The sequence below is a fragment of the Achromobacter ruhlandii genome, assembly GCF_002082135.1.
GTDB classification, from domain to species: domain Bacteria; phylum Pseudomonadota; class Gammaproteobacteria; order Burkholderiales; family Burkholderiaceae_B; genus Achromobacter; species Achromobacter ruhlandii.
On sequence record NZ_CP017433.1, the window covers coordinates 5,436,208 to 5,461,825 of the forward strand.

The window sequence follows — 25,618 nt, forward strand, 5'->3', positions numbered from 1 at the left end:
CCGAGATAGTCCGATGTCGCAATTTCCCTCCCCCGCCCCTGCGGGCACCCACGCTGCCAGCGGCACGCCCCCCTTCCCATCGGCGCCCGACGAAGCGTCACAAGCGCTGCCGCTGCAGTTCCGCGGCCGCGCGCGTGATTACTTTGGCGTGTGGGCGGTGAATGTCCTGTTGACGCTATGCACCTTGGGCATCTGGTCGGCCTGGGCCAAGGTCAGGACGATGCGCTGGTTCCGCGGCCACACCTACCTGGCAGGCGCCGGGTTCGACTATCACGCCACGGGCGGGCAGATATTCAAAGGGCGCCTGCTCGCCATTGCAATCATCGCCGCTGTCTCGCTCATCGGCGCGGTATGGCCGCGTGCCGAACGGCTGCTATCGATCTTCATCCTGCTGGCCGTACCATGGCTGGTCAATGCCAGCCTGGGTTTCCGCGCGTACATGACCTCCTGGAGCAACGTGCGGTTCGGCTTTCAGGGCAGCTACGGACGCGCGCTGCTCGTCTTCGTATGTCTGCCGCTGCTCTCTATCTTCACGCTCGGGCTGCTGACCCCGCTGGCCACGCAACAACGTGCCAGCTATGTGGCGGGAGGCCACCGTTACGGCTACGCCGCCTTCTTCAGCGCCCCTCGCCTGGCGATCCTGTATGCCGGATTGCTGCGCGGCATGGGCATATTCATAGTCGTCTGCCTGGTCGGAATGTTGGCCGCGCAATGGGTCGGTCAGGCCGCAAATCCCGAGTTCTCGTTTACCGAAATGCTGCGGGGGCTTACCGACCCGTCGCATCGCCATCCTTCGGCCGGACCGCACATGTTCCTCTCCGTTTTCCCCGTTCTGCTCGCGACACTCTACGCCGCGCTGATCGTAGCCGCGTTGTACTACGGCGCCTGCGCCCACAATGAAATTCTCAACCGATGCACGCTACAAGGCAGGCACCGGTTGCACAGCGCCGTGGCGCCCTGGCGCTACACCTGGATCACCCTGTCCGGCATCGCGGCCAGCATATTGACGCTGGGGCTGGCCTACCCCTGGGCGCGCGTGCGCCAGTATCGCTACGTGACGCAGCGCATCACCGTGCTGGCGGCGCCTGGCCTGGATGAATTCGTGTCACGGCAACTGGCCCATGTCCCCGGCGCCTTCGGTGCCGAGTTCAGCCAGCTCGAAGGTTTTGACGGTGTCTCGGCCCTCTGACCACCCGGATGAGCCGGCGGGCTCCCCGGCGTCGCCAGGCGACGCCGTATCGGTCATCATCCACGGCCGGCTCTACGCCGCCGGCAGCGCGGCCAGCCATCCGGCGAGCCTGCAATGGCAGGCGGATGGCTCCGTGTCGTTGCTGCACGGCCAGGCGCGCCGCACGCTGCCGGCCGGCGTGCTGCGATGGTCCAGCCGTATCGGCACGACAGCCCGGCGTGCCACGCTGCCCGACGACAGCGTCTTCGAAACCGATGACAACGATCAGGTCGACCGCCTGGAACGCCTGCTCGGCCGCCGCAGCCAGCTGCTGCATCGCCTGGAACGCCTCAATCTGGCCGCGCTTGGACTGGCGGCTTTGGCTACCCTGGCGTTCGTCGTCAGCCTGCGCTGGACCATTCCCTGGCTGGGCGACAGCCTTGCACGCACCGTTCCCCCCGCCACCGAAGCGCGCATCGGCGCCAACGTCCTGCATACGCTCGATCGCCTCGTGCTGCGCCCTAGCCAACTCGCCCCCGACACCCGGCGGGCCATCCAGGCCGTATTCGATGAACTCGTGGTACACGCCGACCTGGGCGCGACGCCGCCGCAGTTGTTGTTCCGCCAAGGCGGCCCGTTGGTGGGCGCCAACGCGATGGCGCTGCCGGGCGGCCCCGTCATCGTCACGGACGAACTGGCGCGCCTGGCCGGAACAGCCCAGGCCCTTGCGGGCGTGTTGGCCCATGAACTCGGCCACATCCAGCACCGCCACGGCATACGCCGTCTTGGCCGCCTGGCGGGCCTGTCGACCGTGGCGCTGTTCTTGACCGGTGATGCCTCCAGCCTGCTGCACCAAGCCAGCGTGCTGGGCACGGGGCTGCTGGACCTGTCCTACTCTCGCGATTTCGAGCGGGATGCCGACGCCACCGCCGTCGCGCTCATGCGCAAGACCGGCAAGGACCCTGCGTTGCTGGCAAAGCTGCTGCAAGACCTGGCGGCGCAGTCCAGAGTGGCTGGCACCACCCCGAACTGGCTTTCCAGCCATCCATCGACCGAAGAACGCACGCGCCTGATGCTGGAAGGCCGATAACTCGCGTATTGCAAGACAAGCCGATCAATACCGGTAATTCACCCCCAGCATCGCACTGAACGGCGCCCCGTAGTAATTGCTGTAGACGTTGGTGCTGGCGTAGTACTTCTTGTCCAGCACGTTGTTCAGGTTCAGCGTGGCCGACCATTGGCGGTTGAACTGGTAACGCGCCATCAGGTCGACCAGCGCATAGCTGCTCTGCGAGGAATCGAATTGCTGCCCGCCGGGGCCGCGGCTGGTGAAGCCGCTCTGGCTTTCCCAGCGCACGCCGCCGCCGACGGTCAGGGCGCTCCAGTCGCCCGACAGGCGGTAGGTGGTGTACAGCTTGGCGATGTGGCGCGGCAGCCCGACCTGGGTCGAGAAGCCCGTCGGCAGGCGGCGGTCGACGTAGGCGTACGACAACTGCATTTGCCAACCGGGCGCGAGCTCGCCGCTGAGCTCGGCTTCGACGCCGCGCAGCACCGCGCCGTTGGCGGCGACATAGGCGTTGTCGCCATTGGGGGCCAGCTTGTCGCCGTCCAGCATGGCGTAGTTGTCCTGGCGGGTGCGGAACAGCGCCAGCGCGCCGTTCAGGCGGCCGTCCAGCCAGGCGCTCTTCAGGCCGATCTCGTAGGTATTGCCCTTGATCGGCGCAATGCCGCTGCCCGACACGGTCTGGGCCTGTTGCGGCAGGAAGATGCTGGTGTAGCTGGCATAGGCGGACAGCGTCGGCGTCAGGTCGTAGACCACGCCGGCATACGGCGTGTACACGCCCTGCTCGCGCATGTTGTCCGGATAGGCCGAGCCATCGTTGTAGGTGTAGGAGGCCTGCTGGTCCCACCAGGTGACGCGCGAGCCCAGGATCACCGACAGCGCGTCGGTCGGCCGCAGGCGCAGTGCGCCATAGACCGCGTTCTGCTTCTCGGTGTAGTAGCGCTTGCCGGTGGCTTGCCACTGCGGTTGCGGCATGTCGCCATCCCAGGCGCGCACGTCCGGGATGACCGGGTCATAGCCGGGCGCGGTCCATAGCGGATAGGTATCGTAGTCGCCCCGGGTGCGCGACAGGCTCACGCCCAGCACCAGGTCGTGGCGGCGGCCCAGCGCGTCGAAGGCGCCGCTGAGGCTGGCGTCCAGCGCGTTCTGGGTCTTGGGGATCGGCCATTTGGCGACCCAGACCGAGGCGCCCTGCCCGGTCTGCGGATTGGCCCAGCCGTTGCTGCTGAACCAGCCATAGGTGCGGTCATTGTCGTCGCCGGTGCGCGACAGCGTCAGCGACCCCTTCCATGATGACGAGAACTCGTGGTCGAGCGTGGCGAAGACGTTGTAGCGCGTGCGTTCCTGGCGGCTCCAGTTGGTGGCGGAATTGAACCGTTGCCGAAAATCGGTCTTGGAACCATCGGCGTAGTACGCGGGAAAGCCGAAGTACGAGCACGCCGTGCACTTCTTGCGCTGGTATTCCGCGCCCAGGGTCAGCAGGGTGCGTTCGGTCAGGTCCGCCTCGATGACGCCATACAGCAGCTGCGAATCCTGCTTGACGCGGTCGATGAACGAGCCGCCCTCCTGCCAGGCGCCCACCAGCCGCCCGCGCAGCTTGCCCGACGCATCCAGCGGGCTGCCCAGGTCGAACTCGGTGCGCTTGTAGTCCCATGACCCGATGCTGGCGCCGACGCCGGCCTCGAACTCGCGGGTCGGCCGCTTGCGCACCAGGTTGATGGAGGCGGCCGGGTTGCCCGCGCCGCTCAGCAGGCCGGTGGAACCGCGCACCACTTCGATGCGGTCATACAGCGCCGTGTCCAGCCCCAGGGCATTGAAGTCCTTGTGGGTCGGCACGCCGTCGACCTGCATGTTGGTGATTTCCATGCCGCGCGCATACAGGCCCTTCTCGTTGTCGTCGGCCGAGCCCTTCTTCTTGAAGGTCAGGCCCGGGGTGTTGACGATGGCGTCTTCCAGCGTGTTCAGGCCCTGGTCGGTGAGCCGCTGGCGCGTCATCACCGAGACCGACTGCGGCGTCTCGCGCAGCGTCATCGGCAGCCGGGTGGCGGTGTTCGACACGCCGACCGTGTACGAATCGGTGCCTTCGCTCGGGACGGGTTCGCGCGCGCCCAGCACTTCGACCGGCGCCAGGGTCTGCGCATTGGCGGCGCGCAGGCCATAGCGGTTGCCGCCCTGGTTGACGGCCTCCAGCCCGGTGCCCGACAGCATCGCCGCCAGGCCCGCGGCCACGCCATAGTCGCCCCGCAGGCCGGCGCTCTGGCGGCCCTGGGTGAGCGTGGCGTCGAACGACAGCACCACCCCGGCCTGGGCGGCGAACCGGCTCAGCGCCAGGCCCAGCGGGCCGGGCGGCACCTCGTAGTGGCGCGACGCCTGCACGCCAGGAACGGCCTGCGCCTGCGCGGACGGCGTGGCGCCCAGGGTGGTCAATGCGATGACAAGGGCGCGCGCCAGGGGCGCGAGTTTGGCGGAGTGACGAAGCAAGGGTACAGAAGGCATGGACTCAGGTTTCCGTGTGGCAGATCCGACGTAATCCCTGCTAAGTCGGACGAGTGCGGAAAAAGGACAATGCCGAGCGAAAAAAATCAGTGGCGGGCGACGATGCGGACGTAATAACGGGTAAAGCGCGCGATGTTCACGGGCAGCGCACGCGTCACGGCGGCCAGCGCCTGGTCGGTGTCGTCGACGGGAAACGCCCCCGACAGGCGCAGCGCCGCCACGGCATCGTCGCATCGCAGCAGCCCGGGCCGATAACGGTCGAGCCGGGCGATGAAGTCGTCCAAGCGCCAGTTGTCGACCACCAGCAGGCCCCGCGTCCAGGCGTCGGGCTCGCCGGTGATGGCGCCGGCCGCCTGCGCCCCCGCCGGCGCCAGCGTGCCCTGCTCGCCCGCCTTCAGGATCACGGGCGCGCCGCCCGTCGCGGGTTCCAGCGCCACCGCATGGCGCAGCACCGCGACCCGCGTCAGGTCATCCTGCCGCGTGACGATGAAACGCGTGCCCAAGGGCCGCACCGCGCCGTGCGCGGTGAGCACGCGCAAGGGCGGCAGGCCGGGACGGACGTTGTCGGTATCGACCAGGATCTCGCCGGCATGCACGAAGATGCGCCGCTGGCCGGCGTCGACGGTCACGTCGACCGCGCTGGCGCTGTCCAGCCAGAGCAAGGTGCCGTCCGCCAACCGCAGTTCGCGGCGCTCGCCCGCCCCGGTGCGGTAGTCGGCCAGCATCCGCTCCATCGGCAGGGTGCGCCAGGCCGCCAGCCCGCCGGCGCCCAGCAGCGCCACCGCGCCCAGTCCGTTGCGCAATGCGGCGCGGCGGCGCGAGAAATGCTGGTCGGCACGATTGAGCGTGTCGGCAGCCAGGCGCGCCGGCGCGGCTCCCAGCGTGCCGCGCAACCGTTCCACCTGCCTCCAGATGCGCGCATGTTCGGGATCGGCCGCCAGCCAGCGCCCATGCGCCGCCACGTCGGCCGCGCTGACGTCGTCCGCGCAGAGCCGCGCGTACCATTGCGCCGCCGCGGCGATGGTCTTGTCCGCCATGGCCGCCTACTGCCGGGCCAGCGCGTACACCAGGCAATGCTCGGTGGCGCGCGCCATGTACTTCTTGATGGAGCTGACCGTCACACCCAGGCGGGCGGCGATCTCGGCGTAGCTGGCCCCTTCCAGCTGGGACATCAGGAAGGCGCGCCGCACCTTGTCGCCCAGGCCGTGCAGCATGGCGTCGATCTCGCGGATGGTCTCGAGCAGGATGGCCCGGGTCTCGGGCGATATGGCGCTGGCCTCGGGCTGCTGCGCCAGGGTTTCGAGCCAGGCGCGTTCGAGCACCTGGCGGCGGATGTGGTCGACCAGCGTGCGCTGCGCCACCGTGGCCAGGAAGCTGCGCGGCTGCCGCACGCCCTGCAATTGCGCCATCGACGCCGGCGAGGCCAGCAGCCGCAGGAAGGTGTCCTGGGCCAGGTCGGCGGCCTCGGCCGGCACGTTCAGGCGCCGCAGCAGCCAGCCGCGCAGCCAGCCGTGATGGTCGCGATAGAGCCTGCCCAGCTCGCGGTGCTCCAGGGATTCCGTGGACGACATGGCCGTCGCGTCAGCGCCTTGTGAATTTCGGGAATGGGAATTGTAATCATTATTGATGAAGGCATTCAATCCGCCGCCTTCCCTTTCCGCGACCGGGGCGCGCGAGGAGCCGCTTGAGGCGCCGCGCCCGGATGGGCGCGGCCGGCGTTTACTTCTTCTTGCCCGAGGCGTCCTGCTCGACCACCATGTCCAGCACGTACACCTTCGAGGGCGCGTCGGCCGGCGGGTTCTTCCAGTCGTAGCGCTTGACGCGCAGCACGGTGCGCACGCCATCACGGTGATCGTAACCTTCGATCGACTGGTACAGCGGGTGCCAGTCTTCCTGCGGCGGCAGTTGCACGCCGGCCTCGTTGTAGCGGCGCTCGCGCACCATCAGGCACTGGTAGCGCGGAATCATGGGATGGCTGCAATCGACGCGCTTGGGCGCCACTTCCAGGAACATGATTTCGCCGGCGCTGCCGTACAGGGTTTCCGGCGTCGGCTCGCCGACGAACTTCAGCACGCTGCCGTCCTGCGCCACCAGTTCCAGGGTCGGTTCGGTGGATTCGCCACCGAGCGTGGCGCGCAGGTCGCCCTTCAGGCGCTGGCCGATCTCGGCATCCAGTTGCATCAGGGCCGGCTCGCAGGCCTTCATGGTCGAGGCCAGATTGGCCACGCGCAGCACGCCGTCCTTGTAGGTGTAGCCGCCGAACTGCGTGTTGCAGCCGCCGCGCACGTTCAGCGCGTCGGCCGTGAACGACAGGCGCAGGGGCTGCTCAACGCCCTTCTGCAGCGCGGGGATGGACTTGCCCGAGGCCTCGGTGGCCGACACCAGGCGCCAGTAGTAGGCCGGCAGGCTCAATGCGTTGGCGGCGGGCGTCGAGGAAGAGGTGGACATGGTGGAAGATCCTTCGCCAGTGTGGGAAACCGGTGCGCAAGCCTGCAGCAAGGCGGCGCAGACCGACGCCAGGAGAATTGTCTTTTTCATGGTTTGTTCCTATCAGCCGTGTGGCACTGATGAAAACCGCGATTCTACGTCCGCGCCATGGACGAAATAGGCGAGTCCTGCCCTCGGACGTATCAAAATCTTGCCGTCCGACTGAACGCAAGCTGACACCAAAGGCTGCGTCCGCCCCGCGCCGCTCCTGCGGCGGCGCCACGAATGGCAGGGCGCGGCGCGGGCCGCTCGTGTCCCGCCGGGTGATTACAGACTGACACTTACGCGTCGCGCCAACCGCAACATTGCACACAGTGATGCAGCGTTTTGCGGCGTTCTTGCCCGAGGCACGCCGCGGTGCCTCAATCCACCCGCAGCATGCCAGCGTCCTCGCGCACCCGGCCTTGCGCCAGCAGCGCCGCCAGCGCCTGGCCCAGCCGCGCCTCGGCGTCCGCCGGGGTGCGCGACTGGCCCAGCAGGCGGCAGACCGACTTGATCACATCCGCGCGCGGGGCGTTGCCGGTCATGGCCAGCACCCGCAACACGCCGTTGGCCAGCTCCTCCAGGCAGACGTCGTCGACGCGGCGGCGCGAGGCCTCATCGTCGCCGGCGCCGCGAAAACCCGCCCAGTCCGCCGCCCGCGTGCCCGCGGGCCAGAGGAACGTGACCTCGCCTTCTTGCGTGCGGCCGATGTCTGCCGGTGTCAGCTGCCGCAGGCGCTCGACGATGCGCGTGCCGGTGCGCTCCAGGCCCCAGGCCCGCGCCACCCGGCGATGCAGCACGCTTTCCGGCAAGGGGCCTTCGGTCTCGATCACCTGGCGCAATTCGGCGCTCAGCCGCGCGTTGCTGGCCTGGACGTAGAACGCCTGCGCATCGCCCGCTGGCAGCGCGGCCACCGCGTAGGTCGCGATGCCGCCCGCCGGCGCGCCTGCCGGATCGGCCTGGCGCGGCTGCGCCTCGCCCTCGGTGGTGATGCTGAATGCCACGTCGTCGTCCGCGGCGTCCGGCGCCTCGGGCGCGACTTCCGGCTCCGGCGCGGCCTCCTCCTCCTCGCGCGCCAGTTCCGCCTCCAGGCGCGCCAGCAGCTTTTCCACTTCGCGTTCGGGATTAATCCACCAGTCGGTCGACCAGATCCGGTGCAGGCGCCACCCCAGGCCTTCCAGCACCACTTGCCGCAGCCGGTCGCGGTCGCGCGCGGTGGCGCCGGCGTGGTAGGCGCGGCCATCGCACTCGATGCCCAGCAGGTAGCGGCCGGGCGCGCGCGGATCCACCACGCCCATGTCGATGCGGTAGCCCGAGCAGCCGACCTGCGGATGCACCACCCAGCCGCGCTCGCGCAGCACCTTGATGACCTGCGCCTCGAAGGGGCTGTCGGGTTCGCGGCCGGTGGGCAGCGACTGTTCCACCAGCGCGCGCGGCCCCTTCAACGCAAACTCCAGGTAATGCTTCAGGTCGCGCACGCCGGCGGCGCGCACGCGCGACAGGTCGATCTGCTGCGGCAGCAGCGTGCTGTAGATCACCACGCCTTCGCGGGCCCGCGAGATCGCCACGTTCAGGCGGCGATGGCCGCCCTCGCCATTGAGCGGGCCGAAGTTCATCGTCATCTTGCCGGCCGCGTCGGGGCCGTAGGTGATCGAGAAATAGATCACGTCGCGTTCATCGCCCTGCACGTTCTCCAGGTTCTTGATGAACAACGGCTCGCGCGCCTGCGCCGAAATCGCCTTGTCCAGGGCGGCATTGGCGCGCCGGCGCGCGTCCAGCAGGGTTTCGATGAGCGACTGCTGCGGCTGGTTGAACGTCACCACGCCCAGGCTCTGGCGGCGGCGCGCCGGGTCCAGGTAATGCTGCTCGATACCCTGGACGATGGCCTCGGCCTCGGCGCGGTTGCTGCGGCTGCCGCCGCGGTCGTAGACGCCGGCCACGCGTTCCAGCCGCACCGCCACGTCGTCGGTGACCGGCGACGGGAAGGTGATCAGCTGCGAATCGTAGTAGGTCACGTTGCTGAACGTGATCAGGCTTTCGTGGCGACTGCGGTAATGCCACTGCAGCCGCAGGCGGTTCATGTCGGCGCCCAGGCATTCGTCCAGGATGCTCTCCAGGTCTTCCACCTGGCCATCGTCGCCGGCGCCGTCGTCATCGTTGGCGGACTTGCTGAAGAAACTGGTGGGCGGCAGCTGCTTGGTATCGCCCACCACCACCAGTTGCTGGCCGCGCGCGATGGCGCCGATCGAATCCCACACCGGAATCTGCGAGGCTTCGTCGAACACCACCACGTCGAACTGCGAGTGACCGGCATCCAGGTATTGCGCGACAGACAGCGGCGACATCAACAGGCAGGGCTTGAGGCGCGGCAGCAGCGAAGGCAGGCGCTGCATCAGCTGGCGCACCGGCACGTGGCGCGTCTTCTTCTGCAATTCGCGGCGCAACAGGCCCAGCTCACTGTCGGGACTGACCAGGACGGCGTTGTTGGCAGGCACCTTGCCGGCCAGCAATGCCGCGATATAGGCCGAGGTGAGCTGCTGGAAGCGGTCGTCGGCCAGGCGGAACTCGCGGATCTTGCGATCGTGGTCGGCGCTGGAAAACGAACGCAGCAACGGCGACCGGTCAATGACCTTCTTGACCCACCAGTTGCGATAACTGAATTCGAAATGCGCCTCGACCCCGGCCAGCGGCACGCGCCCCGCCTCCAGCGTGGCCACAAGCCCCTGCAACTGCATGCCGACCGCCTGTTCGCGTGCCTGGCGCCAGACGCACCACGGCATCAGGCTCTGTCTGTTGAGCCGCCATCCGGCCAGCACGCCCTGGAGGCGTTCGAGCGCGCCGCTGTCCTGCGGCAGGCCCGCCAACGGCGCGGCGGGATGCGCCAGCGCCTCCACCACGGCCAGTTGATCGCGCAGCCCGCGCCACGCGTTGCGGGCGTCGAGCAGGCGCTGGCCGAGCGCGGCGCCCGGCTGCAGCAAGGCGCGGTTCTCGCCCACCAACGGCTGCAGGCGCGTGCGCAGCGCGGACGCCATGGCCGGGTCGCCGGCCATCAGCGCGACCGCCTCGGCAAAATGTTCGGCCCACTGCTCGTGGCGCCCGACCTGCTCCCAATCCGTGTCCAGCCCGGCATAGTCATGCTGCAACAGGCGCTCGGCATCGGCCTTGAGCGCCGCCAGTTCGCGGTCCTCGGCGTTGACCCGCGCCAGCGGTTCCAGCATCGCGGCAATGGCGGCGTCGTCCGGACGGCGCGCATCGACGCGCAGCGCCGCCAGGCGTTTGCGCACCCCACGCCTGGCGAAGACCGACTTGGGCCACCAGGCGGCGCAGGCGGCCTGCCATTGCGCCCGCAGCGCCGCCGCGTCCAGGTCGGCCAGCCGCGCCTGCCATTGCGCGCCGACCTCGGCCCAATGCGCATTGCGCGCCAGGCCATGGCGGGCCAGGGCCTGCACCCGCAGGCGCGCGGCCGGGTCATGCGCCTGCGCGGCCAGGCCGGTGGGCACCTGCGGCGCGGCCAGCAGGACGTCGATCAGCGTGTCCAGGCGCGCGTAGGCGTCCAGGCTCAAGCCCGCGGCCGGCACGCCCAGTTCCTCGCCGGCGGCCTCCACGCAGGTCTTGAACGCGTCCACCGCCTGGTCCAGCGCCTGAGCCGCCGCCAGCAGCGCGTCCTGCCAGCTCGGGCTCCACTCGGTCATGCCGATGTGCGCCAGCGCGTGGCCGTGCAGCGCCCCCAGCTCCCCGGACAACGTCGACATGCGCCGCGCCGCCTCGCGCAGCCGCTCCAGGTCCTTCTCGTCGTGCGCCTGGGCATCGGGCCAGTACATCGGCGACGCCTCCCGGCCAGCGTGCTGGATGCAGGTGCCGATGGCGTCATAGACCGTCAGGCCGTTGGCGTGGCGCTGATGCAGCGCTTCGACCAGTCCGTTCAGCTCCTGGCGCAACACGCCCAGGCGTTCGGCCTCGCGGTTCCACTCCTCGCTGGTGCGCTGGCCGCCCAGTTCCAGCGCCCGGCCAAGCTGCTGCAGCACTTCGGATTTGCGCGCCTTGGACGAATGCAGCTCCAGGCAGAACGGCGCCAGCCCGATGTTGGCCAGGCGCCGGTGAACCACCTCCAGCGCCGCCATTTTTTCCGACACGAACAGCACGGTCTTGCCGCGCGCCAGCAGGTGCGCGATCAGGTTGGTGATGGTCTGGCTCTTGCCGGTGCCGGGCGGACCTTCCAGCACCAGGTCGCGGCCGGCGTCGACCGCGCAGATCGCCTTCAATTGCGAAGAATCCGACAACAGCGGCGTCAACAGGTCCTGCGGCCGGTAGCTGTCGTCCAGGCGCTCGAAACGCGGATCCCAGGGCTCCTGTGCGAAGGCCTGGCCGGGATGGTCGATCAGGTGCCGCACCACGCGGTTGGCCTTGAGCTGGCCGCTGCGGTCCTGCAGGTCCTTCCACATCAGGTACTTGGTGAACGAGAAGATCCCCAGATGCACCTGCTCCAGCACTTCCCAACCGGCGATCTCGCGCACCGCCAGTCGGAACGCCTGCAGCACTCGCGCCACATCCACGCCCTTGTCGTCGGTCGGCAGCACGTCCAGGCCGGGGATGCGCAACTCGTAGTTGTTGCGCAGCATCTGCAACAAGGTCGGATTGATGATGGTCTCATCGTCATGCCGCAGCAGCCGGAAACCGCTGCGCACCGACTGGCGCTGCAGCGACACCGGCATCAGGATCAGCGGCGCCAGGTGGGCGCTCTCGGCGGCGGGATGCTCGGTCCAGCGCAACATGCCCATCGCCAGGTACAGCGTATTGGCGCCGCCCTCCTCCAGGCCGGTGCGGGCGGCGCCGAAGAGGGTCAGCAGGTTGGCATCCAGCGCCTCCTGCGGCACGCGCGCGATCAGCTCCTGGTTGCCCAGGGCCTCCAGCGCCATGTCGTCCAGCGGCGCGCGGCCGCCACGGTCGACATGCACCTGCGCCACGCGCGGATCGCCGCCCTCCATCAAGGCCGCCGGCAACGGACGGATGCGGAACTCGCTGCCATCGGCAATGGCGTCTTCCAGGCGGGCCAGGTCGGGCGCCACCAGCGGCAGCGTCGACTTGGTGTTCTTGAAATTCAGCAGGCGGTTGCGCAGCGTCAGGTCCAGCAGGCGCGACTTCCATTTGGCCAGGCGGCCCTCGGGGCTGTCGTCGGCCGGCTCCAGGCTGATGACGAATTCCGGGTCCAGCGGCGGCAGGTCGGGCGTCGGCTCGATCGCGGCGGGCGCCTCGGCGGCGTCGGCCCCCTCCGGCGCCGTGGCGCCGGCGCGCGACGGCAGCGGCTTGATCTGCAATTCGCGCGCGCGATGCACGTCGATGGCATAGCGGAAAGCGTCGTCTTCACGCAGGTGGGCCGCGCCCTGTTCCAACGCCAGCCGCAGCGACGGCCGGAAATTCGGATGCTGGGCGATGCCCGTGGTTTCGAACGCCAGGAACTCGCCGCTGTCCACGCGCTTGCGCACGGCCTGCACGTCATCGGTCAGCGGGTCGGCGAAGCAGGCCGGATGCAGCCACACCCCCACCCAGGCGTGGCCTTCCTTCATCAGGATCACGGGACGCAGCCCGGCCTGCTCCAGGCAGGACGAGAACAGCATGGCCAGATCCAGGCAGGTGGCCACGCGGGCCTCCAGGATGCGATCGGGCGTGCGGATCTTCTGGCCGTCGACGCCGAACGACGCGGGCGGCTCGGCGTAATGCAGCGATTCGGCCGCCAGCGTGCTGTAGATCGCCGACACCTGTTTCCAGACCACGTCGCGGCTCTTGGATTGGTAGCCGTTCATGGTCAGGTCGTTGTGCTGCTCGCGCAGCAGCCGGGCGGCCTTGCCGATCAAGCCATCCACGGCCGGGTTGTTGGGCATGGAGAACGCGGCCAGCAGTTCCGGCAGGGCGCGCGTGCCGGCCCACTGGTCATAGGCCAGCACCGCCACGGGCTGCGCGGCCCGGCCCACTTCGCGCCCGCCGGCCAGCGCCGTCACCTCGATGGCGGCGCGCTGGGCCTCCTGCAGCTCGGCCAGGTAGGCATGGTCGGGCGCCAGGTCCAGCGGCGCGATGCGGCGGATTTCGCCCGGCACCAGCGCGTCGAAGCGCAGCCGCACGGGCTGCGCGAAGGCCGGATTGCAACGGATGTGGACCTCGACGTCCTCGAACGTCTCCTGCGAGCGGTTGGTCAGTCGCAGCGAGCGCAGGACCGGCACCGCGTTCTGGATCGACGCGTAGCCCAGCGTCGGATCGGCCTCGATCTCGATCGCGACCGCGTCCGGCGTGCCCGGGGCCGGGCTGGCCGGCCCGGTGGCATGCGCCGCACCCTCCTGAATCGCCGCGGGTTCCAGCTCTAGTCGCTTGTCCATCGATCGCTCTCTGCTCGGTTCATCGCCATTGGGCAGGGACTATAGACCGAATCGAAGGAATATTCGCGGCCGCCCCCCACGTTCACAGCAGGCGGAAGCCGCGCCGCTCGCGCGCCACGCCCCCCCTGCCAACCCGCGGGCGCAGGCCTTGGTCGATTACCTGGCCTGCGCCGAGGGCCGCGCGATCTTCAAGAAGGGGGAGCTGGAAAACAGACTGAAGCCGACGGGGGCGTGTCAGCGGCGTTCAGCGATAATCGCGCAATCCCACTACCGCCCGGCTCGCCGCCGGGCCACGCCGATGCGTATCCGCGCCGCTTTGCTGCTCTGCCCGCTGGCCCTTGCCCTGCACGCCCCGATGGCGCGCGCCGACACCCGGGTGCAATCCCTGGACCAGGTGCCCGGCGCCATCAAGACGCAGGACGCCCGCAAGATGTACGACAGCCAGATGAGCGGCGCGCCCCGGCCCGACGGCCTGGGCGCGCCACTGCCGCCGGGCTTCAGCGACGCTTTCCTGCTGCGGCAGCTGGCGCCTGGCCAGAATCCCAAGCGCCTGCTCGTGGCCGGCGCCAAGGCCTGGCCGCAGCGCCCCGGATCCTATGTCGCGCTGGTGTGCCTGGCGGCCAGCGCCGAACGCGCGGAACGGCTCAAGCAGTTCGGCGGCGGCGATTGCGCCAACCTGTCGCGCGACCAGGACAAGAATGAAGTGTGGGTCGGGGTATTCGAATCGGCGCCCGGCGCGGCGCCCCGGCTGGTGGCCCGCACCGAGGCGCCGGTGACGACGCCGACCGACTGGAGCGACACCGACATCGACCCGCCCATGGACCTGGCGATGCAGGATGCCGGCGCGCCGATGCTGTCCACGCCCGAAAGCTGGAAGCGCTTCGACCTGGCGCCCTACCGCATCTCCCCCGACGCCACCGCCTTCGGCCTGCGCGCCGGCTGGAGCGAAGGCTACGCCGGCGGCGGCGCCGACTTCGAGGCGCTGTACCTGTTCCGCATCGAGGGCGCGGCCCTGGAAGTGGTGTTCGCCCAGCCCATGTCGTTCGTCAAGAGCATCGCCGGCGACTGGAACCCGGACGGCACGCGCGAACACGACGAATCCGACGCCAGCAACGCGCTGGTGATGCTGCCGGGCAAGACGGGTGGTTACTTCGACATCCAGTTGCGCCAGCAGGGCGGCAAGTGGAAGCGCACGTTCAAGTGGTCAACGCAGAAGCGGGCCTACGAGTAGACCCGCGCCGGCCCTCAGGCCGCATCCACGTAGTTCGGCTTGCCGCCCAGGAACTTCAGCAGTTCCTCGGGCTGGCCGACCTGCGCCAGCGGAATGAAATACACCTCGTCCGGCACGTCCGGGCGCTGCACCGGAATGATCTGCAGATAATCCGGCGTCAGCGCGATCAATTCGATCTTGTCGTTCTCGTAGGCGGACTCGAAATGGCTGCCATTCTGATCCAGCACGAAGCGGTCCGCATAAAAACGCGCCGATCCCTTCAGGCTGGCGGCGCCCTTGAAGATGGTCTTGCGGATCATGCGCTTGAGCACCCACTTGGGCGTGGGCTGGCCGTTGCCCAGGCCCTTGATGATGCGGCGCGTCTTGGCGGCGGCGATGAAGCTCAGCGCCATCAACAGCATCACGCTGGCGAACACGGCGGTGTGGGCGCCCACCTTGCCGGTGGTCAGCTTCTCGATGCCGACGATGACGATGGACGCCAGGAACGACCCATGGCGGATCCAGGTCCAGGTGCGCGTGGCCGCGTTGACCACGTCGGCGGCGCGCTGGCGCTGCGCCAGCAGATGGGCCTCCAGCGTTTCTAGGGGCAGGTCGTAGTCGGCTTGGCTGATGGGGACGGCGTCGGTCACGGCGGGGCCTTTCTGGATACGGACAAAACCTGGGATTATGCCTGTCCGCAGCCCCGACAGGCCCCAGGCCGCTGGCGTGTCCGCAGGGCCCGCGGGTTTTCCCGATCCATGCCGGACGGGCGCATTGCATGAAAAAACCCGCAGATCCCGTGAACGGGATGTGCGGGTCTTGCGGTCCGAAGCCGGGCGCGCCTGGCGCCCGCCGGATCAGCCGAACACGCGGAAGCGCTCGGCGTCGTCCATGAAGGCCTTTTCGCCAAAGCCGTTTTCATTGGAGCCGAACGGCATCTGCGCGCGCAGCTTCCAGCTGGCGGGCACATTCCATTCACGCGCCACGGCGGCGTCGATCAGCGGGTTGTAGTGCTGCAGGCTGGCGCCCACGCCGGCGTTGGCCAGCGCGGTCCAGACCGACAGCTGGGCCATGCCGCCCGCCTGTTCCGACCACACCGGGAAGTTGTCGGCGTACAGCGCGAATTTCTCTTGCAGGCTGCGCACCACGTCCTGGTCTTCAAAGAACAGCACGGTGCCCACGCCAGCGGCAAAGCTCTTGAGCTTGGCTTCGGTCTGGGGGAAGCTCTCGGCCGGAGCGACCTTGCGCACTTCCTCGATGGCCAGGTTCCACAGCTTGTCGCTTTCGGCGCCGAACAGGATCACGGCGCGCGAGCTCTGCGAATTGAACGACGAGGGGCTGTGCTTGATCGCTTCCTGGATCAGGGACGCCAGTTCCTCTTTCGAGGCGGACAGGTTGCGGCCCAGCGAATACTGCGTGCGGCGCTTCTTCAGTGCGTCGAGGTATGCGTTGCTCATGAGGATATGCCTTTCGACTGGTAGATAGAGGGGTAGGGAGTGAGCAAATTCTACTGGCCGCCATCGCGGGCGACCACCGCCCCCGGGCCAAAAACGGCGATTTTTCCCGGAACAAACTGTTCCAGTTTTGTAGCCAATGACCTCGAATGCCCGACCCGGTGCAGCGATACGTCGGCGCCGCGCCCCCGCGCCACGACGCAGATCTTCAAGCTCCGCTTGAAGATCCCTTAAGCAACATTCGTTTCCCGGACCTCGCGCGATCCCGGATAGTGCGCGCAAGCGCAGCCTTTCCCGCGCCGCCCCGTGCCCCACCCCGGTGATGAACTCCCTGGCCCCCCGGCATGGCCGTCCGCCGGGTGGTGCACGCGGTCTTGCCCAAGGCCGAAAACTTCATTGTGCTGCTGCACCACGCCTACCAGGGCGAAGCGCCGGCCGCCGTGTGAGTCGCGGCCGCGCCGACGGCGGCGCCGGATCCGGCGCAAATGGTGTCAGACTACGGTTTCCCCCATCCGGAGCCCCCCATGCTGAAAGACCGCCGATTCCTGATCTGGCTGGCCGTGTTCGCGCTGGTCACCGTGCCGCACGTGGCCCTGCTCTGGCCGCGCAGCCCGGAATATCCGTCCATCGGCGGCGGGGGCTACGACCTGTCCGGTTTCGTCTACACCCTCGCCCTGCTCGCCTTCACCGGCATCTGGTCGCTGATCGCACTGCTGGTGGCGTTCGGCCGCAATGAGGCGATGGCGGCCCGGCGGGCCTACTGGCTGGCCGGCATCGGCGCCGCGACCTTCGTGGCCGCGGCCATTGCCTTCGGCCACAACCTGCATTGACGGCAGGCGGACGGCGCTTTTCCCACGCACGCCCGGCAGCGCGCCGCCCCAAAAAAAAGAAGCCGGCACGCAAGGTGCCGGCCATTCACGCCTGTGCCACGATGATGGCGGGCACGCGGCCCGCCGCCATCCGGCGCATCGTCGTCAGGTGCCGACGGCGCTGCCGTCCTGCTTCCAGATCACCACCGTGGCCGGGCGCGGCCGCGTGGCGGTGGCGTCGTCGGGCCACTTGGATGCCATCAGCGGATTGTTCTGCGCATCCGTCACGCTCGGACCTTCGCCCGGGTGCTGGATGTTGATGAACAGGTACTTCTGGTCCGGCGTCCAGGTCAGGCCGGTCACTTCGCACCCGATGGGCCCCGTCATGAAGCGGCGGATTTCCTTGGTGGCCGGATTGGCCACCAGCATCTGGTTGTTACCCTGGCCGGCGTAGGCGCCGGTGTTGGAGTAGTTGCCGTCCGTCTCGATCCACAGCAGGCCGCGCTTGTCGAAAGCCAAGCCATCCGGGCTGTTGAAGGTGTTGTCCGCCGTGACGTTGGCCGAGCCGCTGCGCAGGTCGGTGCGCGGATACAGCGTCGGGTTGCCGGCCAGCACGAAGATGTCCCACTCGAACGTCAGCGACGCCGGGTCGCCGTTCTTCTCGCGCCAGCGCACGATCTGGCCGTACTGGTTGCCGGTGCGGGGGTTGGCATCGTTGGCGCCCGGATGTTGGGGGCCGCCCGGATAGCGCGCGCTGCTGCTGCCGCGCGAGCTGTTGTTGGTCAGCGTGACGTAGGCTTCGCGGGTGGTCGGGTGGGTGGTGATCCACTCGGGCCGGTCCATCGGCGTCGCGCCCACCGCATCGGCGGCCTGGCGGGTCTTGACCAGCAGTTCGCCCATGTCCTGGTTGAACAGCGCGCCCAGGGTGCCGCCGGCCAGCGCCGGCGTGTCGAGCTTGAGCGGGATCCACTCGCCCACGCCCATGGCATCGCCCTGCGCGGCGCCGTCCAGGAAGCGCGCGACGTACAGCGTGCCCTTGTCCAGCAGCAGGCGGTTCAGCGCCGGGCGGGCCGGGTCGTACTTGCCGTCGGACACGAACTTGTAGATGTACTCGCTGACCTGGTCGTCGCCCATGTAGACCACCACGCGCTTGTCATCGGCCAGCGTCATCGCCGCGTTCTCGTGCTTGAAGCGGCCCAGCGCGGTCAGCTTCTTGGGCGTGGAGTTCGGATCGAACGGATCGATCTCCACCACCCAGCCGCAACGGTTGTATTCGTTGGGCTCCATCGCCCAGTTGAAGCGGTTGTCGTAGTGATCCCAGCGGTACGAGCTGCTGGAGGTCTTGCCCGAGCCCTTGTAGCGCTCCATGTGCGCCTGGTATTCGGCGTCGGGATAGTTCACCGTGGCCGGGTCGGCCGTGCCGACGCCGAAGTAGTCGGTGAAGTTCTCTTCGCACGTCAGGTAGGTGTTCCACAGCGTGTAGCCGTTGCCGCAATTGCCGAAGGTGCCGAAGCAACGCGTGCCCGACGGGTCGGCGTTGGTGCGCACCAGGCGGTTGCCAGCGGCCGGTCCCACCAGTTGCATGGCGACGTTGGCATTGACGCTGCGGTTGAAGGGCGAATCCAGCACCGCTTCCCACTTGCCGTTGGCCAGGCGCAGATGGCGCACCGACACGCCGTGCGCGTGTTGTGACTTGCGCACCCAGTCCAGGTTCCACTGCGCGTTGCCGGGCTGCACGCCGACGGGATAGAAGTACTCGGGCGTGGTGTATTCGTGGTTGGTGACCATCAGGCCTTCCACGCTGCTGCCATTGACGCTATCGGTGCCGTCGATCGGGAAGAAATGCAGGCCGTCATGGTTGTAGCCCAGCTGGCGGGCCTGGTCGTCGCCGCCGTTGCTGGCATCGGCCTTGAAGGCCGGCGCGCCGGCGAACAGCGGATCGCCCCAGCGGCTGATCACGGCGAACTGGTAGCCCTCGGGCACCACCACGGTGTCGGCGGTGCTGATGGGCACGGCCTTGAAATTGAGTTCCACCGGCTTGGCGGGCGTTTCGCCGCCGGGGTTGGTGGCGCCGGGATTTTCGCCGGCGGGGGAATCGTCATCGTTGTCATCCCCGCCACAGGCGGTCAGGCCCGCGCCCATGAAGCCGACGGCGCCAGCCCCCAGGCCAGCCTTGAGAAAACCGCGACGCGACACCGCGCGTCGCACCACTTCATTGAAATGCGGTGCCGTGGAGGGGTTGGACGGAATGTCGTCCTGGTCCGAAACGCTCATCAGATTTCCTGTCATTTTCGATGTTCTGGCCGGTTCACCCGCGATCCAGCCTGGCGGCATGATCGTTCCCCAACATGACGTGGGAATAACAGCTAAATGAAAGGTTGGTGAAGGAAAGGTAAAGCAGGAGGGGTAAAGCAGGAGGCGGGCTCGCGCGCAAGGATCGGCCAAGCGCCAAGCGCCAAGCGCCAAGCGCCAAGCGCCTAGCGCCTAGCGCCATGCGCCAGCGACGTTGGGGCAGGCCACACCGGGGCCATATATGGAGCGCCCATGCAAAACGCCCGCTGGAACTTGCGTTTCAGCGGGCGTTTCACGAGGAATTCCTGGTGCGACGGCGAAACTCGAACTACATAGGTAAATTTCTCCGGTTATCGGCAAAACCTACTCAAAAACATACTCAAATTTGGCTGTCTGGCCGCCTCCTCGTTGCCAGAGCGACCCGCTACAGGGCCGACTTCTTCAAGACAACACCGCCCTCTAGTTGCCAACTGCCAAAGTTATTTTGTTGTTGATCCGACACGGCAGCCACCCCTAAGCTGGTTTTAGCACGCCAGAGCTTAGCCCTCGGCGCGCCCCTCAACCAGCGCCGCAACGCTGCCAGAAAGACGACTGCTTCAACAGCGATCTGCGCTTTCCGCCTCTCCCCGATTGTCCATTGAGTGCCCCTGATGTCCCTGGGCGGCCTCGTTGCGCGCACCTGAAACGAAGGAATGTGTCATGTCCAACATACCCAGCACCGTAACCTCGACCGCAGAGGGCTTCCAACCCGCCTTCGCTCGCGTCGCGCAGAACGGCGACTTCGATTGTGCCTTCGCGTGCATCGCAAGCATCACAGGGAAGCCGCTTGCGGAGGTCCGCGAGCTCGCAGTGAACCGGTTCAAGCATCCCTCGCATGGTCCCTACTGGATCACCGAAGACCTGATTGCCGGACTTCTGGCGCACTATGGCTGGGTTGCCACGGTCTACAAAGAGGTAAGCAAGCTGGCGGATGTCCCGGATCTGGCCATCCTGATGGTGGACTATGACCCCGACAAGGAAATCGGCCGTCACGTGCTGTTCCACCGAGCGTCGGCGAGCCACGCGCCAAAGACCACCATTGCCTACATGGTTGACCCTGCATACTGGATCGAGACGTCCGCGCATGTCCGAACTGACCTCAAGCCGCTTGGCGCGGCCTGGTACATCGGCGTGCATCCCATGGCCACGAAAAGCGCCGCCGGCAAGTAGAGCTAGGGGGTGACCAGCTCCGCCATCGTGACATCGAGTGCGGCGGCGATGCGTTCGATGTTGGCGATCGATAGATTGCGTTCCCCGCGTTCCACAGAAGACACGTAGTTCGGATGCAGGCCCGCCCTTTCAGCCACCTGCTCCTGAGTTAGCTGCTTTTGTTTGCGAATGCGGCGCATGTTCGCGGCAAACAACACCTGCGCATCACACTTTTGCGTTGGGTTAGACATGCCGCAGTTTTTCTTATCCCTCCCCCTCACTCCACACACTTTGGGTTTGGTTTTGGTACATTTAGCCTCGCAACCAAACTCAAAGTGTTATTTTTGACTCTTAACCTCGATATGCAGACCAAACGACAAACTTTCAGCAGACACCGCGCACGCAATGCGACCCTCACTCTCGTAGGAATATTTGCGGCCCTTCTCACGACAGGCTGCGGTGCGGCGGCACCAGGCAATGCGGAAGCCAAGAACTTCCTTGAAGGTCGATTCTCTGGCTGCCCTTTGTGGACCATTTCGAACGCCAGGAAGATCGACAGCGTCCAGCGGGGCGACAAGTACCAACTCGATTACGAAGCCACCCTGACGATCCGTGAAGACTTCGCCCGCAGTACTTACGCAAGCGTTCGCGGATTCGTTGACGACCCTCGCAACAAGCCTTGCATGGGTGAGATGGGCAATGTTGTCGCAGGCATGGCAGGCGCAGTGAACCCGCAAACGCGACAAACCGTCCTGCGAGGGGCGGTGCTACTGATCCAGTCCGAACAAGGCTGGCGACTACTCGGACGCCCCCAGGAAGAATTCGTCATGCCGGGCCGCTAACTATCCACCCGTTCTGTGTTTCATCCCAACTCTCTAAGGAACTGATGATGCGTTCGTACGCGTTGGCACTACTTCTAGCGCTTTCTAGCCCGGCCGCCCTTGCGGGAGTCACGGGCAAATACATCAAACAAGGCGGCGAGCTGATCGTCAAAGAATCTCAGCAGGGCGTCCAGTTCGCCTTCAACACCAATGTGGGAGCCCATGCATGCAGCCTGGGAGAAGACGAGCCGTTATTTGCTCGTCCCATTGACGGGACCCGAGCTGCCTGGACGTCGGAAGACCCGGCAGACCAGTGCGTTGTGCTGTTGAACTTCTCCAATCGCGCCGTTCAAGTGACCACGAAGGGATGCGACAGCTACTGCGGCATGAACGCTGCCGGTTCTATGGCAGGCAAGTACGGCCTGAAGTAACCCTCTCGACTAGCAGCCCCCCCGCAGGAGCCAAGGCCACACACCTTGGCTCTTTTGCATTTCTGATGCCCAACAACGCCTTCTTGCCAATCAAAAGCGAAAGCCCATGCAAGCATCTCACCGTGACACTTCCTCGACTACGCAGCGCCGCGGTCTACCCATTTCACTTGGTCAAGTCGTGGCGACTCCGGGCGCGTTGAACCTATTACAGCGCGCGAACCTGAACCCATTCCAGATGCTGTTGCGCCACCGGTCTGGCGATTGGGACGACGTGCAACCCGAGGATGCCTTGGCCAACGAGGCAGCGGCTATACATGGCAACCGCGTCATATCCTCGTATGAAGTAGCGGGCGAGCGGCTATGTGTCAGCGCCGATGTAATACTGACCCACCGCGTCGGAGTAAATCTGACCCACCTGGGCAATGATGGCGGCCTTTTGGCCGCCGACAATGTTGACTCAGGAGCAAGCAGTGGAGATCAAGGTAATGGCGCGTCGCGGCGTCAGCATTCGGGAGATGGCCAAGCAGCTGGGCTGCTCACGCAACACGATCAGGCGGTATCTGCGTGAGGCTGATGCCCAGCAGTACAAGCCCCGCGAGGCACGGACCACCAAGCTGGATCCGTACAAGGACTATCTGCACGGGCGCATCGAGGCGGCCCGGCCGCACTGGATTCCAGCAGCCGTGCTGCTGCGGGAGATTCAAGAGCTGGACTACCCCGGTGGTGTAACGCAGCTCAAGGAGTTTCTTGGCGGCTACAAGCACCAGGAGCCTGAACCGGTCGTTCGTTTTGAGACGCCGCCTGGCAAGCAGATGCAGGCCGACTTCACCCACATCCGGCGCGGCCGTGATCCCTTGATGGCCTTTGTCGCCACGCTGGGATACAGCCGTTCGAGCTGGGTGCGGTTCACCACCGATGAGCGCGCCGACACTTGGTTCGGATGTCTGCGTCAGGCCTTCATCTACTTCGGCGGCGTACCCCAGCACGTGTTGTTCGACAACGCGGGCGCCATCATCACCGAGCGCGATGCCTACGGCCCCGGCCAGCATCGCTGGCACAACGGGCTGTTGGCCGTCGCCCAGGAGTTCGGCTTCACCCCGCGTGTGTGCCAGCCTTATCGCGCCAAGACCAAGGGCAAGGTCGAACGCTTCAACGGATACCTGAAGGGCAGTTTCTGTGTCCCGTTGGCCGCGACCCTCAAGCAGGCTGGCCTGCGCTTCGATGTGACGGCAGCCAACGCGCACGTCGGTCGCTGGCTCACGGAGGTGGCCGATCAGCGGCTGCATGGCACCACTCGGGAGAGACCCGCTAAGCGGTTGCAGGAAGAGCGCCTGGCGCTACTGCAGTTGCCTGCGCAACACGGCATGTTGGTGCCAGCCACGTCTCACCGGCCTGTGCCGCGAGAGAGCTTCCAGCACCCGCTGTCGGTCTATAACGAGTTGCTGGAGGTGCGAGCATGAACCTTCAACACAACCGCATCGAACAGATCTGCGATGTCCTGAAGCTGGAGCGTATCGGCAGCGAGTGGCCCGCCATGGCCCAGCAGTGCGCCCGCGAAGACGCCAGCCATGGCGACTTCCTGGAGCGCCTTCTGGGTATTGAGAACGACGCCCGGATCGAACGCCAGCGCGCCGCCCTGATGAAGATCGCCACGCTGCCCTCGGTCAAGACCATCGAAGACTATGACTTCGCCTTTGCCAGTGGTGCGCCGCGTGCCCAGATCCAGGAACTGGCGGCCCTGAGCTTTATCGAACGGGCTGAGAACGTGGTATTCCTGGGACCCAGCGGCGTGGGCAAGAGCCACCTGGCGCAGGCATTGGCGTACCGTGCCGTCATGGCGGGCATCAAGACCCGGTTTCTGACTGCCGCCGACCTGATGATGCAGTTGGCCACTGCCCATAAACAGGACCGGCTGCAGCAGTACTTCAACCGCGCCATCATCGGGCCGCGCCTGCTGGTGATCGATGAGATTGGCTATCTGCCCTTCGGGCGCGAGGAAGCAAACCTGTTCTTCAACGTGGTGGCCCAGCGCTACGAGCGTACCAGCATCATCGTCACCAGCAATCTGCCCTTCAGCCAGTGGGCCTCGTGCTTCTCTGAGGATCAGACGCTGACCGCCGCCTTGCTCGACCGCCTGCTGCACCACGCCCATATCGTGCAGATTGCCGGGGAAAGCTACCGGCTCAAGGACAAGCGCAAAGCAGGAAACATCAAGATCAGGAACTAGGTTTTTGAACGCCGGGGTGGGTCAGTTTTACTCCGACGATTCCGACGAAAGTGGGTCAATTTTCAACCGGCGTTGACAGCTATGGATCATCACCGAGGCCGACAGGTCCGCTACGACGCTCCTGCTGCCAAAGGAATATTGAACGTGGGCTCGAACCAAAATTCTGGCAAATCAGCTACGCATCGGGCCCCATTGCGTGACCTTTGCTCAATGCTCTGCCTGTTGCCAAAGACTGCAGATCCTCGTATCGACTTCGCAGAGGCAGATCCTGAAGTCCTGCTGGCATTGGCCTCACAACTAGACCTCACGCTCGATTGCCTGCATCAAGGCATCGCGGGGCTTGGCGTGCTTCTCGCCTGTGTCCCACTGAATGATGCAGGCGATGCCGCCGCGCTACGACAGTCGATTGCAAGTGTTGGTGCGCTACTTGCCGATCTAGGGCAGGTACTCCTGTATATCCACGAGCTCTCTATCGCTTGTCGATCCCATCTGGCTGATTACGCCCCATGACCTGGCTCCCCTTCGCCCAGCTTCCCGACGTCAATCGGGCACTATCCACGAGGACTTCATTCCGACCATGAAAACCACCAGCAAAATTTCCGCCACGGCATCAAAGACTAATGCCTCCAAGCCCTCTCGAAGCGTTCCCGCGAATACTGCCGTGTCGATGACGGCAGAGCATTACATTGATGCTGCCCGATCGGCCGCGACGAAGAAAGCCTATGCGGCTGATCTAGCTCATTTTTTGGCGAACGGTGGAAAGCTGCCGGCGACGCCGCAACAGCTATCCGCATATTTGGCAAAGCTAGCGGCAACTTTGGCTGTAGCGACCATAGAACGGCGGCTCGTCGGGATCCACCGTGCCCATCAGGATCGAAACCTGACGTCGCCAGCTGTCCACGTCATCGTACGTCAGACAATGCAGGGCATACGTAGAACCTTAGGGACCGCGCAGCGTCGCGTCCGAGCGCTCGTCAAGGACGAGCTATTGGAACTGCTTGCTTTGATTGATCAACAAAAGCCAATGAAGGCTGCACGGGACAGAGCCGTTTTGCTAATCGGCTTCGCCGGTGCATTCCGGCGCTCAGAACTAGTCGCCATTCGGTGCGAAGACATTTCGATGATCAATGAAGGCATTGAGATTATGCTCCACCGTTCCAAGACGGATCAAGAAGGCGCAGGAAGAATCATCTTCATTCCAAGAGCCAAAGGCACTAGATGCCCGGTCGCCGCGTTGGAACAGTGGAAGGCGTTAGCTGGCATAGACTTCGGGTATGTATTTCGACGTGTCACCCGTCACGACACTATCAGCGACCGCGCACTTACCAGCCAGTCTGTAGCGCTGATTGTCAAGGCCGCATATCGGCGGGCTGGCTTAGATGCGACTCTCGTCGCAGGCCATAGCTTGCGCGCAGGATATGTCACTGCCGCCGCGATGGCTGGGTTACAACCATTTCAGATTCAGCAACAGACCGGGCACCGGTCCACGGCCACGTTAGCGCGGTACATCCGCCCGTTGGAAAGACGAAGAATTCCTTCTCTGCTTTAATAATAGATTGATGCTTTGCCCCCTGAGGCTATCAACGCCCTTCACGTAACTTTGCCGAGCAATGGCAGGACCT

At 66.2% G+C, this 25,618-nt stretch carries 20 protein-coding genes; 11 read left to right on the forward strand and 9 right to left on the reverse strand.

What is annotated here, in order from left to right:
* Positions 1 to 13 precede the first annotated feature (13 nt).
* Both AruCF_RS24680 and AruCF_RS24685 read left to right on the forward strand, forming a co-directional pair.
* Positions 14 to 1,189: a YjgN family protein gene (locus tag AruCF_RS24680; protein ID WP_049071930.1), complete on the forward strand. Its 1,176-nt coding sequence runs from the start codon at positions 14 to 16 to the stop codon at positions 1,187 to 1,189.
* Complete coding sequence (locus AruCF_RS24685) at positions 1,122 to 2,258, forward strand: M48 family metallopeptidase (protein ID WP_302473432.1); 1,137 nt, start codon at positions 1,122 to 1,124, stop codon at positions 2,256 to 2,258. Before AruCF_RS24680 ends, AruCF_RS24685 begins: the two co-directional genes overlap by 68 nt.
* 24 nt (positions 2,259 to 2,282) lie before the next feature.
* Here the strand turns inward: AruCF_RS24685 and AruCF_RS24690 are convergent, their stop codons facing one another.
* The 5 genes from AruCF_RS24690 to proA all read right to left on the reverse strand — a co-directional run bounded on the left by AruCF_RS24690 (position 2,283) and on the right by proA (position 13,564).
* Positions 2,283 to 4,727: a TonB-dependent siderophore receptor gene (locus AruCF_RS24690; RefSeq protein ID WP_049071925.1), complete on the reverse strand. Its 2,445-nt coding sequence runs from the start codon at positions 4,725 to 4,727 to the stop codon at positions 2,283 to 2,285.
* An 86-nt stretch (positions 4,728 to 4,813) separates the two neighbouring features.
* Positions 4,814 to 5,764 carry a FecR domain-containing protein gene (locus AruCF_RS24695; RefSeq protein WP_049071923.1) on the reverse strand — a complete coding sequence of 317 codons (951 nt, stop codon included), beginning with the start codon at positions 5,762 to 5,764 and terminating at the stop codon, positions 4,814 to 4,816.
* 6 nt (positions 5,765 to 5,770) lie between these two features.
* The gene (locus tag AruCF_RS24700) at positions 5,771 to 6,298 is read right to left on the reverse strand and encodes a sigma-70 family RNA polymerase sigma factor (protein ID WP_006389156.1); all 528 of its coding nucleotides are present in this window, start codon (positions 6,296 to 6,298) and stop codon (positions 5,771 to 5,773) included.
* A 148-nt stretch (positions 6,299 to 6,446) separates the two neighbouring features.
* Positions 6,447 to 7,175, reverse strand: a complete 729-nt coding sequence (locus AruCF_RS24705; protein ID WP_049071912.1) for an META and DUF4377 domain-containing protein — start codon at positions 7,173 to 7,175, stop codon at positions 6,447 to 6,449.
* Between the two features lie 401 nt (positions 7,176 to 7,576).
* A complete protein-coding gene (gene proA, locus AruCF_RS24710; protein WP_049071910.1) occupies positions 7,577 to 13,564 on the reverse strand; it encodes an anti-phage protein ProA in 5,988 nt (1,995 codons plus the stop codon).
* 298 nt (positions 13,565 to 13,862) lie between these two features.
* On the opposite strand from proA, the gene AruCF_RS24715 reads away from it, so the two are divergent.
* On the forward strand, positions 13,863 to 14,795 hold the full coding sequence (locus tag AruCF_RS24715; RefSeq protein WP_049071909.1) for a hypothetical protein: 933 nt from the start codon (positions 13,863 to 13,865) through the stop codon (positions 14,793 to 14,795).
* Positions 14,796 to 14,809: 14 nt separating this feature from the next.
* Here the strand turns inward: AruCF_RS24715 and AruCF_RS24720 are convergent, their stop codons facing one another.
* On the reverse strand, positions 14,810 to 15,424 hold the full coding sequence (locus AruCF_RS24720; protein ID WP_049071906.1) for a hypothetical protein: 615 nt from the start codon (positions 15,422 to 15,424) through the stop codon (positions 14,810 to 14,812).
* Between the two features lie 207 nt (positions 15,425 to 15,631).
* Positions 15,632 to 16,231, reverse strand: a complete 600-nt coding sequence (locus AruCF_RS24725) for a nitroreductase family protein (RefSeq protein WP_049071904.1) — start codon at positions 16,229 to 16,231, stop codon at positions 15,632 to 15,634.
* 521 nt (positions 16,232 to 16,752) lie between these two features.
* On the opposite strand from AruCF_RS24725, the gene AruCF_RS24730 reads away from it, so the two are divergent.
* A complete protein-coding gene (locus AruCF_RS24730) occupies positions 16,753 to 17,058 on the forward strand; it encodes a hypothetical protein (protein WP_049071902.1) in 306 nt (101 codons plus the stop codon).
* A gap of 144 nt (positions 17,059 to 17,202) precedes the next feature.
* Here the strand turns inward: AruCF_RS24730 and AruCF_RS24735 are convergent, their stop codons facing one another.
* The gene (locus tag AruCF_RS24735) at positions 17,203 to 19,311 is read right to left on the reverse strand and encodes a PhoX family protein (protein ID WP_049071900.1); all 2,109 of its coding nucleotides are present in this window, start codon (positions 19,309 to 19,311) and stop codon (positions 17,203 to 17,205) included.
* A 717-nt stretch (positions 19,312 to 20,028) separates the two neighbouring features.
* On the opposite strand from AruCF_RS24735, the gene AruCF_RS24740 reads away from it, so the two are divergent.
* Positions 20,029 to 20,538, forward strand: a complete 510-nt coding sequence (locus tag AruCF_RS24740) for a hypothetical protein (RefSeq protein WP_049071898.1) — start codon at positions 20,029 to 20,031, stop codon at positions 20,536 to 20,538.
* A gap of 2 nt (positions 20,539 to 20,540) precedes the next feature.
* Here AruCF_RS24740 and AruCF_RS24745 read toward each other — a convergent pair whose 3' ends face one another.
* Positions 20,541 to 20,768, reverse strand: a complete 228-nt coding sequence (locus AruCF_RS24745) for a helix-turn-helix domain-containing protein (RefSeq protein ID WP_049071895.1) — start codon at positions 20,766 to 20,768, stop codon at positions 20,541 to 20,543.
* 84 nt (positions 20,769 to 20,852) lie between these two features.
* On the opposite strand from AruCF_RS24745, the gene AruCF_RS29300 reads away from it, so the two are divergent.
* The 6 genes from AruCF_RS29300 to AruCF_RS24775 all read left to right on the forward strand — a co-directional run bounded on the left by AruCF_RS29300 (position 20,853) and on the right by AruCF_RS24775 (position 25,545).
* Positions 20,853 to 21,359, forward strand: a complete 507-nt coding sequence (locus AruCF_RS29300; protein ID WP_144419084.1) for a hypothetical protein — start codon at positions 20,853 to 20,855, stop codon at positions 21,357 to 21,359.
* Positions 21,360 to 21,403: 44 nt separating this feature from the next.
* The gene (locus AruCF_RS24755) at positions 21,404 to 21,769 is read left to right on the forward strand and encodes a hypothetical protein (protein ID WP_049071890.1); all 366 of its coding nucleotides are present in this window, start codon (positions 21,404 to 21,406) and stop codon (positions 21,767 to 21,769) included.
* 449 nt (positions 21,770 to 22,218) lie between these two features.
* Positions 22,219 to 23,229, forward strand: coding sequence for an IS21 family transposase (gene istA / locus AruCF_RS24765; RefSeq protein WP_049077984.1), 1,011 nt, complete (start codon positions 22,219 to 22,221; stop codon positions 23,227 to 23,229).
* Positions 23,226 to 23,996 carry an IS21-like element helper ATPase IstB gene (gene istB, locus AruCF_RS24770; RefSeq protein ID WP_005013542.1) on the forward strand — a complete coding sequence of 257 codons (771 nt, stop codon included), beginning with the start codon at positions 23,226 to 23,228 and terminating at the stop codon, positions 23,994 to 23,996. Before istA ends, istB begins: the two co-directional genes overlap by 4 nt.
* Before the next feature lie 144 nt (positions 23,997 to 24,140).
* A complete protein-coding gene (locus AruCF_RS29305) occupies positions 24,141 to 24,506 on the forward strand; it encodes a hypothetical protein (RefSeq protein WP_144419083.1) in 366 nt (121 codons plus the stop codon).
* A gap of 67 nt (positions 24,507 to 24,573) precedes the next feature.
* Positions 24,574 to 25,545 (forward strand): site-specific integrase, encoded by a 972-nt coding sequence (locus AruCF_RS24775; RefSeq protein ID WP_080977329.1) that lies wholly within the window; start codon positions 24,574 to 24,576, stop codon positions 25,543 to 25,545.
* Positions 25,546 to 25,618: the final 73 nt, after the last annotated feature.